We start from the raw sequence: 14,912 nt of genomic DNA on the forward strand, positions 1-14,912 counted from the left end.
TGGCCGAAGGGGGAGGCCCGAGCGGTGCCAGTCAGCGTGCAGTACCGGTGTCTGAATTGCGGGCATCGCTTCGAGACCCAGGCGCTGACCGAGGAGGAAGCCCGCGAGGCCCGGCGCCGCAACCGGAGGCTCAGCGCCATCCACTGCCCGCTCTGCAACCGCACCGACATCCGGAGGGATTGGTAGCCATGGCGGCGCGGCGGATGGGCGGCATGTCCGCGAAGGCGCCGCGCACAGGCGCCACGCCGGAGCCCCCCGCGCCCGTCAGGGTGTTCATCTCCTACAGCCATCGTGACGAGGCGGCACGCGGGCGCCTGGACGTCCACATGGCGCAGTTGAAGCGAGAGGGGGTCTCTGTCTTCTTCGACGGAGATATGATCGCGGGAACCGAGCTCGACCCGCGGATAAGGCGGGAGCTCAGGCTGGCGGGCATCTTCGTCGCGCTCGCAAGCCCCGCCTACCTCCACTCTCGCTACTGCTTCGAGATCGAGTACGGCTACGCACTTCGCAAGGCGAGGCGCGGCAAGGTCCATTTGGTGGTGGCTCTCGTCGAGGAGTGCCAGTGGCGGCACACGCGCATGGCCCGGTACAAGCTGCTGCCGAAGGACGGAAAGCCGGTCAGCAAGTGGCGCCCCTACGGCGAGGCGTTCGAGGACATCGTGAACGGGCTGCGCGGGGTCGTGAAGGCCGTCAGGGCGGAGCAGTTACCCCCGCCCGCCAAGCCTGAACGCAAGCCCAAGGCTGCCCCTGCCCCTGCCCCGAACAGGGCGGCCGCTGCGTCGCCGAAGGCGAAGCGGGTGCCTTCAAGCTCGGCCAAGGGGACGGCTAAGGGCGCAGCAGCGGCGACCCGCTCCGCCAAGCCGAAGGCGCCGGCGCGGAAGCCCGCGGCCAGGACCCGGCGTGGCCGGCCGGTGGGCCAACCTGCCTGACGCTCGCCCGGGGGCCAGACAACAAGCGTCCAGGCTTCAGGAACATACGACGAACATTGACGTTCAAGCACCAATGCCCCCGCCGGCACGGTCCGGCGATGGGGTCAGGGGGCTCCATGGCAACGGTCTTCTTCTCCTACTCGCACGCCGACGAGGACCTGCGGAACAAGCTTGAGGAGCATCTCGCCCTGCTGAAGCGCCAGGGCTTTGTCGAGGCATGGCACGACCGCCGCCTGAAGGCCGGCGACGAGGTCGATCCGGGCATCTCCGAGGCGCTCGAACGCGCCGACGTCATCCTCCTGCTGGTGTCTTCCGCCTTCCTGGCCTCGAACTACTGCTACGAGCGGGAGATGGATCGGGCCCTGGAGCGCCACGCGGAGGGCTCGGCGCGGGTGATCCCCGTCATCCTGCGGCACTGCGATTGGATGTCCTCGCCCTTTGGCAAGCTGCTCGCGGCGCCGCGCGACGGGAAGCCCGTGACCGCCTGGCCCGACATCGACGAGGCGATGGTCGACGTGGTGAGGAAGATCCGCGACGCCCTGCCCAAGGCCGACGCCCCGCGCCAGGCCTCGGCCGGCGCATCGGCGCGCGCTCCCGCGGCGCCGGCGCGCGACCTGCCGCGTTCGAGCAACCTGCGCCTGCCGAAGCGCTTCACCGAGGCCGACCGCGACCGGTTCCTGGACGAGGCTTTCGAGTACCTCGCCCGCTTCTTTGAGGGCTCGCTTGAGGAACTCCAAGCGCGCAACGAGGGAATCGAGACGACCTTCCGGCGGATCGACGCGAACCGTTTCAGCGCCGTCATCTACCGCGCCGGCAAGGCCGTCTCGCGCGGCTCGGTCGTGCGCGGCGGCATGTTCGGCCACGGGATCTCCTGGGCCGCCTCCGACCGCGCGGACACGAACAGCTGCAACGACTACCTCCTCGCCGAGGTCGACGACCAGGTGCTGCATTTCAAGCCCGGCGCCATGGGGAGCTACGGCGGCAACGACAAGCGCAAGCTCACCCAGGAAGGCGCCGCCGAGTACCTCTGGGACCAGATGATGCAGCCGCTCCAGCGGAGTTAAGGCGCGCCGACCGGTACGGGCCTAAGATCCAAGGGAGACCCGATGCACCAGCAGACGTCATTCGGCCACGACGCCCTGGGCCGCTTCCTCGAAGACCGGCTCCGGAGGGCAGAGGAATGGGCGCTGGACGAGCTTACCGGCGAGGGCGCCGACATCGACGCACTCGTGGCGGAGGCCAGGCGGAAATTCGGGGTCGCGGTCCCCGAGATCCTGCACGACGCGCTCTGGGTCGAGTTCAAGCCCGTCGGCAACGGCCGGAACGTCCGCCACTCGGAACCAGACCGCGTGCTGGTTCACGTGCCGCTCTCCGGCACGGCCGAGCTCATCGGCCGCGATGAGCGGCATGACAGTCCCCGGGTTAGCGGCGATGAGCTCGTCGTCGTGGAAACCCGGCAACTCACCTACTTCCCCGAGCGGGCGCTCAACGCGGACGGGGCCCGTGCCGAGGGAGAGGCGCTCAAGGCCCGTGCCCTGCAAGCCGCCGAGGCACGGATCGCGCAGCTCGCCGCAGGCGCCGGCGATATCGCGCGCTACAACGCGGCCCTTGAGACGGCCTTGAGGCAGCAGCGCGCGAAGGTCGAGAACGCGCGCCGCTACAGAGCCGAGTTGGAGGCCGGCATCGCGCTGCCGACCTCCCGCCCGGGGGGCGGCGAAGCCGGCCGGTAAGCCGACATCCCCTCCCCCGGGCTCTGCGGCAACGGTGCCGGTTAGCCTCTCCCGCGGCCATACCTCAGGCAGCGGGCGCGGTTACGCCTCGTTGAAGCTTGGAGCGGGCTCCCTCACCTTGGCGAGTTCGAGCGCCTTCAACGGACGGCGTTCGAGTTCGAAGGTGTTCACGCACCGGTCCGTCGGCCGGGCCTCGGCTCCGAGCAGCCTCCCAACCGCCCCGGGGTCCGTCCGCCACAAGGGATGGACGACGACGAGCCTCGCGGCCGCCTCCCCGGCGCCCTCGACGATGCACGGCAGCCCGATGCGGCCGGCGGGCTCGACGCGGAGGGAGCCCGGACGCATCGCGGCGACCGACGCGGCCAGGTTCCGGGCACGCCCGAGCCAGTCCGAGAGCTCCGGCTCGTCGAAGTTCCCGTCTGCGCCGCAGGCGTAGCCGGTCGTCACCAAGGCCCTCAGGTACGCGATGCCCATGCGCCAATCGAGGAGGCTGTGGGCCCGCCGGTTCCCGTACTGCTGGACGCAGCGGTAGCAGGACGTGTGGCAGTTCGACCTGTGCGTCGGCTCCAGGAGGACGTTCATCGGCCACGCCTCCGCAGCCCCCAGGATCTCGCCGATCATGTGGAGGATCTCGGGCCTGCCGTCCGCCCGTGGCTCGCCGAGCCGGCGGCACAGGCCCGAGCCGTTGATCAGGGCGTCGGCGACCTGGATGAGGGGCTGCGTGCCCCGCAGGCGCGGCTCCAGGGGCTCGAACTCGTCGGGCGAGACGTCGAGCGCGAGCGCGGCCTTCTGGACGAGGATGTGCGTGGCGCTCACGGCGGCGGCGCGTGCCGCCGTGCTCGACATGCGCCCCTGCTTGGCGACCATGTCGAGGTTGAGCCGCCTGTCGAACGAGAGGAGCTCCAGGTAGAGCGCGTCGGTCTCCTTGCGCGCGACCAGGCCGAAGGTTTCCTCGACCGGAACCCCGTCGCGCCACCGCCCCCGCTCCTCCTCGCTAGCAAGCTCCGTGTCGACCGCCTGGCAAACGAGGTTCGTGGCGCGCAGCGCGGGCTGTCCCTTGAGGACCCAAGTGTCGCTCATCTCCTGCACCGCGAACCGGGTCGGCTCGCCGTCCTCGCCCGCCGCGCCGTCGTTCAGGTGCATGACCGTGACGCCGGCCCCGCTCCAGACCTTCACGTTGCCGCAGTCGTGGCCTTCGCCGTGGCGCAGGACCGTTGCCACGGTGCGGGTCGACATGATGCCGACGTCGTCCGGCTTGTTTGCCTCCGGCCTGAAGTCGGTCCGGAAGGCCGCAGGCGTCACGTACCAGGCGAACTCGTCCGGGTGGACGTCCGCACGGCAGTCGTCGCAGGCTACGCGTTCGTCCGGCCGCTGCGGCCTGTAGGCCGCGGAGCCGCAGGAGGCGCAGCGGGCGACGTAGGCTCGGTCGCTGACCCAGGGGTTCAACGGCGCCTTGACGTCGATGCGGTTGGCGTTCTCGCGCTCGGGCTCCGGAAGGGTGCCCGTGAAGCCGATGACCCTGTGCTTGAGCTTGTCCTTCGTCAGCAGGGCGCCCGGGGCGTACTCGAAGACCGCAAGCTCGACGTCGCGGTCCATCGTCGACCAGTCCCAATCGTCCTGGCCGTTGGTCTTCGTGCCGGTCTCGACAAGGCCGGTGTAGAGCTGCCTCACCCGGGTCGGCATGCCGTACATCGGCAGCAGCCCGCGTTCGGCTAGGAACTGGGCGAGGCCGGCGCGCCCGGCGGGCCGCGCGTCCCGCAACTCCAGGATCTCGCCTACCAGGGTGTCCGGGACCGCCCAGCCGAGAAGTTCGGAGCGGTGCTCCCCGGACAGGACGGACGCCTCGACGAAACGCCTCATGGAAGCCTCGGTCGCGGCGAGCGCCCCGCGGAGCCGCTCGGGCCAGGGCGAATCCTCCGCGTAGAACGCATCGGTCGGCACGAATTCGCCGTGGATGTCCGGCGGGACGAGGCCGTCGCCCGGGTAGGGCTGGCCGGCGCTGGCACACGCGTCGCGCAGGCGTGCGAACGCGGCCCTCAACCAGACCTTCCGGAGCAGGCGCCGCGGGATGGGGAGGTGGTCGGCGGCCAGGAACGGCGGCGGCGGAGCGTCGCCCGTGATCGCGCGCGGGTGCCGGAAGTAATACTCGTCGTGGCTCCGCCCCCGGCAGAAGGTCGTCACGAACGAGAACGCCTGCCCGCGGCGACCGGCGCGCCCGACCCGTTGCTGGTAGTTGAAGCGCTGCGGCGGCATGTTGGCTTGCAGCACGGTCTGCAGCGAGCCGATGTCGATGCCGACCTCCATGGTCGTGGTGACGGAGAGGAGGTCGATCTCCTTGTCCGCCTTCAGCAGCGCGTCCGGCTCCTCGCCCTCGGCTCCCACGAAGATCCCCTTGAACCGGCGCAGGCGTTCCGAGAAGTCGTCGGTCTGGCCGGTTAGCTCCTCGCACTTGATCCCGAAGCGGCGGACGTTCTCCTCCCTGCCGCGGACGATGCGCCGCCCGAGGAAATTCGCGTTCCACAACTCCTCCACGGTGCCGGACGCCTCGCGCGGCAGCTCCTTCCTGCAGCGGGTGCAGACGCCGTAGCCCAGCCTGAGGTGGACCCGCTCGCAGGACCCGCAGCGCCAGTAGCGGTCGCCGGCGTCCGACATGCGCAGGAACAGCTTGCCGACCCGGATCACTCCGCCGCCGTGTCCCTCGCGTTCGAGGTCCACAAGGACCTGCGAGAACCGAGCGGGCGCGTCCTCCCCGAACACGGCCCGGGCGTAGCGGCTGACCTTGTTCCGCTGGGGGACGTTCTCCAGCCGATGCCACTCCTTGTTCCGCTCCCAGGAGAAATATTGGTTCTCCTCGACCCGGTAGGCACCCGCGAAGACACGGAGCCAGGCATCCAGGCGGTCCACCTCCTCCCCGTCCGCGGCCGAGACCGAGGGATAGCCCAGGCCCGTCTCCTCCAGTGCGAAGAACGTGTTCGAGAAGATCACGTCGTCGACGAGTTCGGACTGGGCCTTGAGGACGGCGGTGCCGAGTTCCCGCTTCTCGATGGTCGTGAGGTTCGAGGCGAAGTCGGCCTTCCCGCCGCGGAGGCTGAACGCCTTGTACCAGGGCTGCCCCTTGAAGGTCTTGCGCCCGACCTCGTCGAAGGGATGGATGCCGAGGCGCACCAGCTCGGACATCACGTAGGAAATGTTGCCGCCGCTGCCGTCCTCGTCATCCCGGTACTGCAGCAGGCGGTCGACGCGCACCTTCCTCGTCGCGAGGTTCACGCCGCTATCGCTCTCGGCCTTATCCCACTCGGCATAGAGCTTGCGGAGCTCCTTCCGCCGGCCGGAGACGATCATCTCCTCCTCGATCCTCTCCTTCTCCTCCTCGCTCACGTAGGACTTACCGGCGGCCTCGATCATGCGGAGGGCTGAGTCGACGAAAACCTCGCGGCGCAGGTCGCGCAGGTGCAGGCGCTCGATCTCAAGCGCTTGGTTCGCCGCGTCCTGCCGGCTGTCCGAGAAGATGATGCTCTTGGGCTCTGCGCCGTCCTCGGTCCTGATGGCGTGCAGGAACTCGAAGAGTTCGGTCGAAACGAGCTGCGAAGCCTGCACGAAGCCGGTCCGGAACGCGCGGACCGGCGAGCGGGTGCGGATGGTCGAGGGCCTGTTCGAGTAGTCGGTGCCGCAGCGGGGGCAGGAGAACGGCTGCGCAGTCTTGCGCCCGCCCGGCCCGGCCGCCGCATCGGCCTGGAAGTAGACGTGGCCGCGGACCAGGCCCGGGCGCTCCTCGGCCTCGTAGGCCGACAGGACCCCGGTCACGGCGTCGAGCGTCGCGGTTTGCCACTCGTCCCATCCACCCTCCGGCAGGACCGGTCGGGCCGTCGAGGGCCAGAACACCGCGAACTGGTCGAAGGTCATGCGGTCGTAGAGCTCGGGGGCCCCGCGGTCGGGCGCGCTTTCTAGGTCGGACGAGGTCGGCAGCAGCTCGAACTGCCGCTCGTCCGCCGTGGCCTGCCCGCGCTGCCCCCCGAGGAAGAGGTCGCCGCAAGCCTCGCAGTAGAGCATCTCGAAGAGGCGCCGACCCTGTGCGCCACCTGCCCCGGGAGGACCGTGCGTGACGCCCCGCACGATGGTCAGGTCGGTGAACCGCGTCTTGCCATCATCCGAGGCCACGGGCGCCCCGAACAGCCCTTCGACGTTGCGGATGAAGGTGTGCACCCGGAAGGACGGCGTGCCCGTCGGCGCCTTCGCGCCCCAGGCGCCGCCGTCCGGCAGGGCGCGCGCTAGCATCAGGCCGCGCACCGCCTCGCGGTCCGCCGCGCCGAACACCTCCTTGCCGATGTCGGAGAGCGGCGTCGCTCGGGCTTGCCCCGTCCCCGAGCAACCCCTCACGAGCAGCGCGGCGGCCCGGGCGGACACGGCGCCGGCGGCTTCCGCCGTTGCCGCCGACGGCAGGCCGAGGCTTTCGGCGAGCGCCCGCACCGCGGACGCGTTCGCGTCGGTCTCGCCGTAGGAGGCGACCAGGCGGCTGTCTTCGGCTGCGGTCGCGAGGAGGGCCCTGAAAGGGGCGGGGTCGACCTTCCCGGCCGGCGCGTCGACCTTCTCGGGGTCGCCGGGCACGACGCACGTGCTCCAGAACGCCGCGTCCGTGCGGCCCTCGGCCCCCGGCCCCGCATAGGTGCCGAACGGGGCGAATAGGTCCCGCAGGTACCGGCGGCTCTGCTCGCCGGCGTGGTCCTCCATCGGCAGTGACGCGCTCGACGCCAGGATGCGGAGCTTGTGCCGGTGCCTCGGGTCGTCGAGCCCGAGCCGGGTGAGGAGCGACTTGACGAGGAAGGCGACTTCGGTGCCCGCCGAGCCCCGCACCAGGTGGAGCTCGTCGAAGACAAGGTAGAAGTACGCGTTTTCGTCGCCCTCGATCCAGGCCCTCGTCTTGTCGAAGACGGCGTCCTCGACCTCCCGGGACAGCATCGCGCCGAGCATGGAGGCGTTCGTGACCAGGATGTCAGGCGGGCATGCCTGCATGTCCCAGCGCGACACCATCTCGCCGCCGTCCAGCGACGGGAAGATGTACTTGGTCTCCTCGAAGGATTTGCCCCCTGACTTGGACCGCGTCCGCGCGTCGTGGGCCCGGGCGTCCCTTTGGTCCTCCTCCATCCGCGACATGGCCAGCCGCAGCTTCGCGCCGCGCCGCGTGCGCCTGTTCCTCTCCACCTCGTCGTCGGCCAGGCGGGGATGGGTCTCGTGCCCGGTCACGGGGGTGTCGCCCGTGTAGTTGCCGAAGAAGATCCTGTTCCCATCGAAACGCTCGTCCATGACGGCGCGCGCGGCGTCGGAATCGAGCGCTTTCCTCAGCCGGACCATCTGGTCGGCGACGAGGGCGTTCATCGGATAGAGGATCAGGGCGCGGACGGCCGCAGGCCGGTCGGCGGCCTCTCCGGTCCGCTGCGACTTGCGCCTGTTGAACCTCTGGCCCTTCCGCCACCACGTGTTCCCGAGATAGCCGTCCTCCGGACTCGACCATTTCACTGCCTCGGAGGCCAGACTCGCGAGGATCGGGAGCATGAAGCTCTCGGTCTTCCCGGACCCAGTTCCCGACGTGACGATGCTTGGATGGCCGGGGCGGATGCCGCGCTCCAGCATCCGCACCTGGTGGGTGTAGGGCGGGTACGGCGATTTCCGCTTGAGCGCGCCTTCGGCCTCTGCCCCGTCGAACAGCCCGCTCAGGGCGAGCTCGACGAATGCGCGCTGCCCTTCCGGGCTCAGGGGCGCGAGGATCTCGGTCCCGAGGAGTTGCTCAAGCGTGCGTTCGTTGGCCGCGTAGCGGAGGACCGGCTCGACGAGCGGTTCCGTGGCTAGCACGTCCGGGGTCAGCAGGAGCTCGCGCCTTTCCCGCGCCACCGCAGGGTCGGCGATGCGGAAGGAGGTGTCCACGTAGGACACGAAGAAGTCGTGCATGCGGGCGAAGCCGCCGACGGGATCCAGCATGGCTCAGGCTCTGGCGGCGAGGTGAAGCTTCTGCGCGGCGGCGTGCGGGACGGCTTCCTCCGGCCCGAACAGGATGGTCTTGAGCGCCGCAGCCATGCGCGGTCCGTCCTCCGCGCCCCCGGCGGAGGACGCGGCGGCGTGGATGCGCGACAGCCTCATGGCCGCCGGAAGGTCCAGTCCGGCCGCGTGCTTGCGGAGGAACTTGGCAGCTTCCCCCGGATCGGGCTCACAGCTCCCCTTGGCAAAGGCGGCGGGCGCCGCCGCTAGCTCCGCGAAGACCAGCGGGGCGACCGCCGCCGCGCCGTCGGCGAAGATGCCCTCGACGGCCACCATGGGGCCTTCCGCCGCCACCGCGGCGGCCTCCTCGGACTTCGGGTCCGCTACCGTGACGAGCGGGATGAGGGCGGCGGGAAGCCGGCCCTGCCGCGCCGCATCGGCAAGTTGCGGGTACCAGAAGCGCGCGCCCGAATGCTCGGCGCGCTCCACGACGCCGAGGGCCGCGCATCCCTCGGCGGCGCTCGCCAGGGCGGCCGCCAGCGGCGTCGGGATACCGGAACCGGCCCGGGCCCACAGGTCGTCGAACGTGATCAGCGTCGGGTCTGCGTAGAGCCTCGCCACCCGGCCGGCGGCCATCAGGCGCCCGGCCGCCTCCACGAAGCCGCCGGTATCCGGTCCGTGCAGGACGGGCACCTCGCCGGCCTCGACGAGGACCGCGACGCGCAGGAAGGTTTCCATGCCCGCCTGCGACAGCAGGCCCGCTTCCTCCGCGAGGCCGGCAAGGTCCCGCAGCCCGAGCCGGCGCTCGTTTCCGCTCCCGGGGGGCCACGGCGCCAGGACCGCGGTCACTGCCGCCGGCTTGCGCAGCGCGGCAGCACCCTCGCCGGCCTTGACCAGGCGCTCCACGATTTCGAGCTTGTTCCGCTCCTCGTCGGCGAGCGCCGCGACAGAGGCGGCGAGGCCCTGCCTACGCCCTTCGAGCTCCTCCACCTCGCCAGCCAGCGAGGCGCAACGGGCGTCCATCCCGGCGGCAGCAGCCTCCGCTTCCCGCAGCCGCTCAGCGGTTGCGGCTTCGACCGCCTCCATGCCCCTGCGGCGCGCTTCCGCGAGATCCTCGTCCCGCTTGGCGGCCTCGGCGGCGCAGCGGGCTTCCAGCGCCGCTATCTCCTCGGCCTCCAAGCCCGCGATGAGCGCCCGGACCTGTTCGTGCGCCGCGGCGCGCTCGGCGGCCATCTCGCGCTCGATCTCGGTCCGAACTGCGCTCTCCAGGGCCGGGCGGGTGGCCTCGGCGGCGTCCGCAGCGGCTTGGTCGATCAGTTCCTTGAGGCTCGGGTCTGACATCAGCCCGGCCCTGAACAGGTTCAGGAGCTCGCGTTCGCCGGCGAGCCGACAGGACAGCGTGCCGGCCCGCTCGATTTCGGCCAGCGTCCCTGCATCGGCGCCGACAAGGGTCGACACGCGGCCCGTGAGAACGTCGGTATGCTGGCTCAGCGCCCATGCGAGCAGCGCGGCGATGTCCGGTCCGCGCCGTTCCGGACCGAGCGCAGCCGCAACCATCCGGATGTACTCGTCGTCCCGGGACCAGTTCACCGTGCCCGGCAGCTGCTCCGCCCTCTGGTGGTCGCAGAGCCTGGGCGCAGCATGCTCGGCGCCGAGGTCGATCACGAGATCCGGGGTGAGGCGCCAGAGCGTCAAGGAGGCGAGGTCAGGACCGGAGGCCCGGAAGCGCCCGTCCTCTCCTTGCTGCAGCTTCACCCGCACGAACGCCTCGGGCGACACCTGCACTGACCAATCGCCTGCCGGGCCGGCCTCCAGCCCTGCCTCCACGACAAGCCGGCGGCGCCCTTCCGGCGAGACTTCGCCGCCGGCCGCAAGGAAGGGGGTGAGCCGGCGCGGGGCGGCGGCGCGGAAGCTCGCGGACGACCCGTGCCTGTCGTTCGGGACCGAGCCGAACGCGACCCAGTCGCCCTCCCTGATCGAGTTGGCGACGATGCCGCGCACCTCGATCTGACCGTGCTTGGGGAACAGCGCCCTGACGTCGGCCAGGGCCGACCAAGCCCCGTCCTCAGACCGCTCCGCCACGGGGGTGACCAACGCGCTCGCGTCGCGGCCCCGCCCGCTGCGACCGACGTACTCCCGGTCACGAACCTTCATTGAGAAACCTTCCCCACCCCGGCCCGCCGGCCGACAAGGTCCTCAGCGCGCCGCCCGTCCAGGCGGCGCGAATCCGGCCGGACGAATGCCTCACCGAGGCTACCCGATCGGCGTCATGCCCGACAGCTGCGCGGGCCGCGCCCGCCACCGCCCCGGGCAGCAAGCGGGCGGCCCGCGCCGCATCCTCGGGCGTTACGCGGTACCTCGGCCGCCCGTCGGCCAAGCCCGCGTTCGCGAGCGTCGACAGCCGCAGCTGGGCCGCGATGGCGTCCGGAAGGAACGCGCCGCGGACCTGGGCTTCCAGGTAGCCGCCGGCGACCGTGAACAACGGTCGCCGCGCCAGGCAATGGGCGAGGACGAGGGCTGCATCCCGGGAGTGGAGGCGGCGCTCCCGTCCCTCGGCGAGAACCTGGTAGACGTCGTGGTCGCGGCTTGCGGCCTGCGTCCAACGCGTCAGGCTGACTGCCCCGTCGCCTCGGCGCCCGTCGGCCACGAACTTCGCCGCCTCCCAATCCCAGCGCGAGGCCGGTTCCTTCCCGAGCAGCGTGTGGTCGGTTTCCCGGAAGGCGATCGGCCGTTCGTCCGGGCAGATGGAGGCCTGCTCGATCCGCCAGCCCATCCGCGCGGCGAGGGCCTGCAGGTCGCCGCCCACGCATCCCGTCAGGGGCGGCGCGAGGTCGGACGGCCCCTGCACCCGGAAAGGGACAGCCCCGACCGAGGCGGCGGCTTTGCGGAAGACGTCAGCCTCAGCCTCGCAGACGGCGCCCTGCACAACCGCTCCGTTTCCCCACGGCATGAGGGCTGGGGGCTGGAGCGTCCAGGCCCTTCCACGCCAACGGTGCCTGAGGCGGGGTTGGACGACGGTCGCATCCCTGAGCACGCGCAGCATGGCCCAGGGATCCGCGGCTTCGCCGAAAGCCTCGCCCACGATGGCGACCAAGTCCCCCTCGTCCCACCCGCGCCGCCCGCCGGCATAGACCGCCTCGACGAGGTCCGACATAGCGCCTTGCGCTTGACTCCAGCCCGCTTCGGCCGGGAGTTGCCCGGGGAAGCGTGCTTGCGCCGAGCCCCCGGCCCAGTCGAGGAGGATCTCGCCGGCTTCGTCGCCGGCCAAGGCATCCCGGTGCAGCTGCGCGTTCGGCGCGAAGGCGACTTGGCGGCAGGACCGCTGCCGGCCGCCCGGCGGCTCCAGGAACCAGGTGCCGCTGACCGGTCCGTCGGCCTGCAGGCGTTCGGGGTCGCGGCCCTGGCAATCCAGGCTCACGGTGCCGGCGGCGCCCGGGCCCGCTCGCACCAGCAGCTCCGACCCACCCGCATCGACGTACGGCATGAAGGCCGGCCGGCCGAGCCAGAGGCCGCCGGTGCGGACCCCGCCAGAGACCGAGATGGCAGCCAGCCTCTCCGAGGACGGGGCTGCCGTGAAAGAAGCCACCATCTCCTCGGCCAGGGCTACCCGGACCGGCTCGGCGGTGAACAGCCAGTCGCCGCTCTCGACGAACCGCTGACTACCCCTCTGCAGCCGCCGGTGCGCAGCGCGCGGCAGTCCCAACCGGACGCGCGGCCCGGCGCGCTCGAAACCCTCCGTCGATTTCCACCGCCCGAAGCCGGTCTGCCGGAAGACAAGGTAAGCCGGCGAGAACGCTGCCGGGCCGCCGGCCGCCGTCAGGTCGGAGACGGCCTCTGAAAGCGTCCGCGGCCCGGGCGAGAGCTTCGTCCCGTCCTCAAGTGCGGCAGAGAAGACGGGCTGGGCCTCCTCGTCGAACCCGCAGGAGACAAAGGCAGGTGATGACGCCTCGGCCCGCCCCCCAGTGGAACATGATCGGACCAAGCGCCAGAAGCGGTGGTCTTCCAGGAGACGTTCGCCCGCGGCGAAGGCATCCTTGAAATCCTCGAACGCATCCGCCATGCCGGCCGAGCGGCGCCCGCGGTCGATCACCGGCGCGAACTCCGCGAGCAGCCTGCGCGGCTCGCCGGCGGCGGCTGGCTTGTCGTGGAGGAACGACGCCATGAGCGTCGCGTCCGTCTTCGTGGGGAACGCAAATTTCAAGCTGATGCCGATGTGCGACCACTTCACGGGCACCTCGGGGAACACGAGCTCCCGGAAGCGCGCGTCAATCAACCGGCGCCGTGCCAGCCACCGCTGGAGGCTGGCCCACATCCCGGCCACGCCCGGCATGTTCATGAACGAGCGTTCGCTGCCCAAGAACCGGCGCAGCTTATGCCGGAAGTCGCCGTTGCGCTCCTCGCCGTTGCCGCGCAGGCTCGCCACGTAGAGGGTCAGGACGAGGTAGGCGAAGCACCCCGGCAACCCCTGTGCGTCCATGTTCGGGTGCAGGCCCTGGCGGAGGGCGTTCGGCAGCCCGCCGGCCTGAACCACGTGGCGCGTGAACGATGCCATCGCCAGCTCGCGGGCATCGGGGCCGCTGAGGCCGGCCGCCTCGGCGATGGTACCGTCGGAGACCTCGAAAGAGCGGATCGGCGAGGCATCCCCGCCGGACCCGACCATGAGGAAATGATGGGTGAGAGCGCGCTCCCACTCCATGAATCCTGTGGGTGGGCCGCTTTCTGGCCTCACGCTTGTTCCCCCGCTTACACGGCCAGGATAGCACCTTCGGGTTGCGCCGCCAGACCTCAGCGATGCGTTTTCGACGTTAAGCAACTAGGCGGTGCCATGCTTGGCCGTTCGCTAAAATCCGTGCACTCCTGGACGGGTTTCCCGGATTCGGCGGGCAAGGCAGGGTGGGATGCCTAAGGCGGTTTCTCTGTTCACTGGTTGCGGCGGTAGCGACGCGGGCCTGTTGGCCGCCGGCTTCGACGTTGTCATGGCGAATGACGTCATGGGCTATGCCCGCGACGTCTACCTCGCGAACATGCCCGCGACGGATTACGTGCTGGGCAGCATCACGGACGTCCGCAAGTTCCCGAAGGTGGACCTGCTCGCCGGCTGCTACCCGTGCCAAGGCTTCAGCGTCGGCGGCGTCCGCGAGGCCGACCGGAAGATCAACTATCTCTACCGGGAGTTCGACCGGGCCCTGCGGGACATCAAGCCTAAGGCATTCATCGTCGAGAACGTCTCGGGGATGCGGAACTCCAACAACCAGCACCTGGCCGTCAACCAGCTCACGCGTTTCCGGATGGCCGGGTACAGGGTCGCATGGTCGGTTCTCGACGCGCGTGCCTACGGCGTTGCCCAGGAACGCACTAGGATGTTCTTCGTCGGTATCCGCTCGGACCTTGGCCTCAGGTACGAGTTCCCCGAGCCGACGCACAGCCTTCCGGGCGAGGATGTGCCCGGACTGCCGCCCTGCCCGACTATACGGGACCGGATCGGGGATTTGCCTCTCTGGCCGGACGGCGAGTACGACGACCAGCCCTTCCACTGGTACTACCTGTCCAGGGACCGCTGGCGCGACTGGGAGCAGGTGAGCCGGACCATCGTGGCCAACAGCAGGCACACGCCCCTCCACCCGGTGAGCCCCCGCCTCAAGCGCATCGGCACAGACGAATGGCGTTTCGTAGAGGACGGCCCGGCCCGGCGCCTATCCTACCGTGAGGCCGCGCGCCTGCAGGGGTTCGCTGACATGACGTTCCCGGAAACTGGAGGCACGCGCCTCCGTTACCGCGTCATCGGCAACGCAGTGCCGCCGCCGCTCTTCAAGGCCGTGGCATCGGCTATCCCGGACATCTGGTGAGTGCACCGGGGAAGCATTGGGAAGGGGTCGCGGAAGCCGTTCGCACCTCGATGCGGGGCAACAAGTCCAAGGACACCAAGCCGGAGCTATTGGTCCGGCAGCTCCTGCGCCGCGCGGGCTACGGCTACCGGCTGCACAGGAAGGACCTTCCGGGCAAGCCGGACATCGCGTTTGTAGGCAGGCGGAAGGCGATCTTCGTGCACGGCTGCTTCTGGCACCAGCACGAAGGGTGCAGGAGGGCCAGCAAGCCGAAGAGCAGGCTGGACTACTGGCGGCCGAAGCTGGAGCGCAATCAGGTCAGGGACGAAGCCAACCGCGAGACGCTGACGGAACGAGGGTGGGCGGTGCTGGTCGTCTGGGAGTGCGAGACCAAGCACCCCGCCGCGCTTGCCGAGAAGCTGCGGGCGTTTCTCGAAGGAGAACAAGGCGCGTGACCT

The 14,912-nt window shown here is 70.4% G+C and carries 9 protein-coding genes; 6 read left to right on the top strand and 3 right to left on the bottom strand.

What is annotated here, in order from left to right:
* The first annotated feature begins 24 nt into the window (after positions 1 to 24).
* The 4 genes from Y590_RS26660 to Y590_RS21585 all read left to right on the top strand — a co-directional run bounded on the left by Y590_RS26660 (position 25) and on the right by Y590_RS21585 (position 2,659).
* Entirely contained in the window at positions 25 to 186 is a 162-nt protein-coding gene (locus Y590_RS26660) for a zinc ribbon domain-containing protein (RefSeq protein ID WP_144440033.1), read from the top strand.
* 2 nt (positions 187 to 188) lie between these two features.
* A complete protein-coding gene (locus tag Y590_RS21575; protein WP_060771651.1) occupies positions 189 to 929 on the top strand; it encodes a toll/interleukin-1 receptor domain-containing protein in 741 nt (246 codons plus the stop codon).
* A 116-nt stretch (positions 930 to 1,045) separates the two neighbouring features.
* Positions 1,046 to 1,993 carry a toll/interleukin-1 receptor domain-containing protein gene (locus Y590_RS21580; RefSeq protein ID WP_060771652.1) on the top strand — a complete coding sequence of 316 codons (948 nt, stop codon included), beginning with the start codon at positions 1,046 to 1,048 and terminating at the stop codon, positions 1,991 to 1,993.
* A 42-nt stretch (positions 1,994 to 2,035) separates the two neighbouring features.
* Positions 2,036 to 2,659, top strand: coding sequence for a hypothetical protein (locus Y590_RS21585; protein ID WP_060771653.1), 624 nt, complete (start codon positions 2,036 to 2,038; stop codon positions 2,657 to 2,659).
* 81 nt (positions 2,660 to 2,740) lie between these two features.
* Here Y590_RS21585 and Y590_RS21590 read toward each other — a convergent pair whose 3' ends face one another.
* From Y590_RS21590 to Y590_RS21600, 3 genes are read right to left on the bottom strand one after another with little or no spacing between them, the layout of a single operon-like run.
* Entirely contained in the window at positions 2,741 to 8,632 is a 5,892-nt protein-coding gene (locus Y590_RS21590) for a DEAD/DEAH box helicase (RefSeq protein ID WP_060771654.1), read from the bottom strand.
* A 3-nt stretch (positions 8,633 to 8,635) separates the two neighbouring features.
* Entirely contained in the window at positions 8,636 to 10,783 is a 2,148-nt protein-coding gene (locus Y590_RS26665; protein WP_060771655.1) for a hypothetical protein, read from the bottom strand.
* Positions 10,770 to 13,325 carry a hypothetical protein gene (locus Y590_RS21600; protein ID WP_060771656.1) on the bottom strand — a complete coding sequence of 852 codons (2,556 nt, stop codon included), beginning with the start codon at positions 13,323 to 13,325 and terminating at the stop codon, positions 10,770 to 10,772. The genes Y590_RS26665 and Y590_RS21600 overlap by 14 nt, the downstream gene beginning before the upstream one ends.
* A 202-nt stretch (positions 13,326 to 13,527) precedes the next feature.
* On the opposite strand from Y590_RS21600, the gene Y590_RS21605 reads away from it, so the two are divergent.
* The gene (locus Y590_RS21605) at positions 13,528 to 14,475 is read left to right on the top strand and encodes a DNA cytosine methyltransferase (protein WP_060771657.1); all 948 of its coding nucleotides are present in this window, start codon (positions 13,528 to 13,530) and stop codon (positions 14,473 to 14,475) included.
* 50 nt (positions 14,476 to 14,525) lie between these two features.
* On the top strand, positions 14,526 to 14,909 hold the full coding sequence (locus Y590_RS21610) for a very short patch repair endonuclease (protein WP_060771658.1): 384 nt from the start codon (positions 14,526 to 14,528) through the stop codon (positions 14,907 to 14,909).
* Positions 14,910 to 14,912: the final 3 nt, after the last annotated feature.

It is taken from the genome of Methylobacterium sp. AMS5, assembly GCF_001542815.1.
Taxonomy (GTDB): domain Bacteria; phylum Pseudomonadota; class Alphaproteobacteria; order Rhizobiales; family Beijerinckiaceae; genus Methylobacterium.

Coding starts and splice junctions, on each gene's coding strand:
- Y590_RS21575 (WP_060771651.1), top strand. CDS start 189: ATGGCGGCGCGGCGGATGGGCGGCATGTCCGCGAAGGCGCCGCGCACA.
- Y590_RS21580 (WP_060771652.1), top strand. CDS start 1,046: ATGGCAACGGTCTTCTTCTCCTACTCGCACGCCGACGAGGACCTGCGG.
- Y590_RS21585 (WP_060771653.1), top strand. CDS start 2,036: ATGCACCAGCAGACGTCATTCGGCCACGACGCCCTGGGCCGCTTCCTC.
- Y590_RS21590 (WP_060771654.1), bottom strand. CDS start 8,632: ATGCTGGATCCCGTCGGCGGCTTCGCCCGCATGCACGACTTCTTCGTG.
- Y590_RS26665 (WP_060771655.1), bottom strand. CDS start 10,783: ATGAAGGTTCGTGACCGGGAGTACGTCGGTCGCAGCGGGCGGGGCCGC.
- Y590_RS21600 (WP_060771656.1), bottom strand. CDS start 13,325: ATGGAGTGGGAGCGCGCTCTCACCCATCATTTCCTCATGGTCGGGTCC.
- Y590_RS21605 (WP_060771657.1), top strand. CDS start 13,528: ATGCCTAAGGCGGTTTCTCTGTTCACTGGTTGCGGCGGTAGCGACGCG.
- Y590_RS21610 (WP_060771658.1), top strand. CDS start 14,526: ATGCGGGGCAACAAGTCCAAGGACACCAAGCCGGAGCTATTGGTCCGG.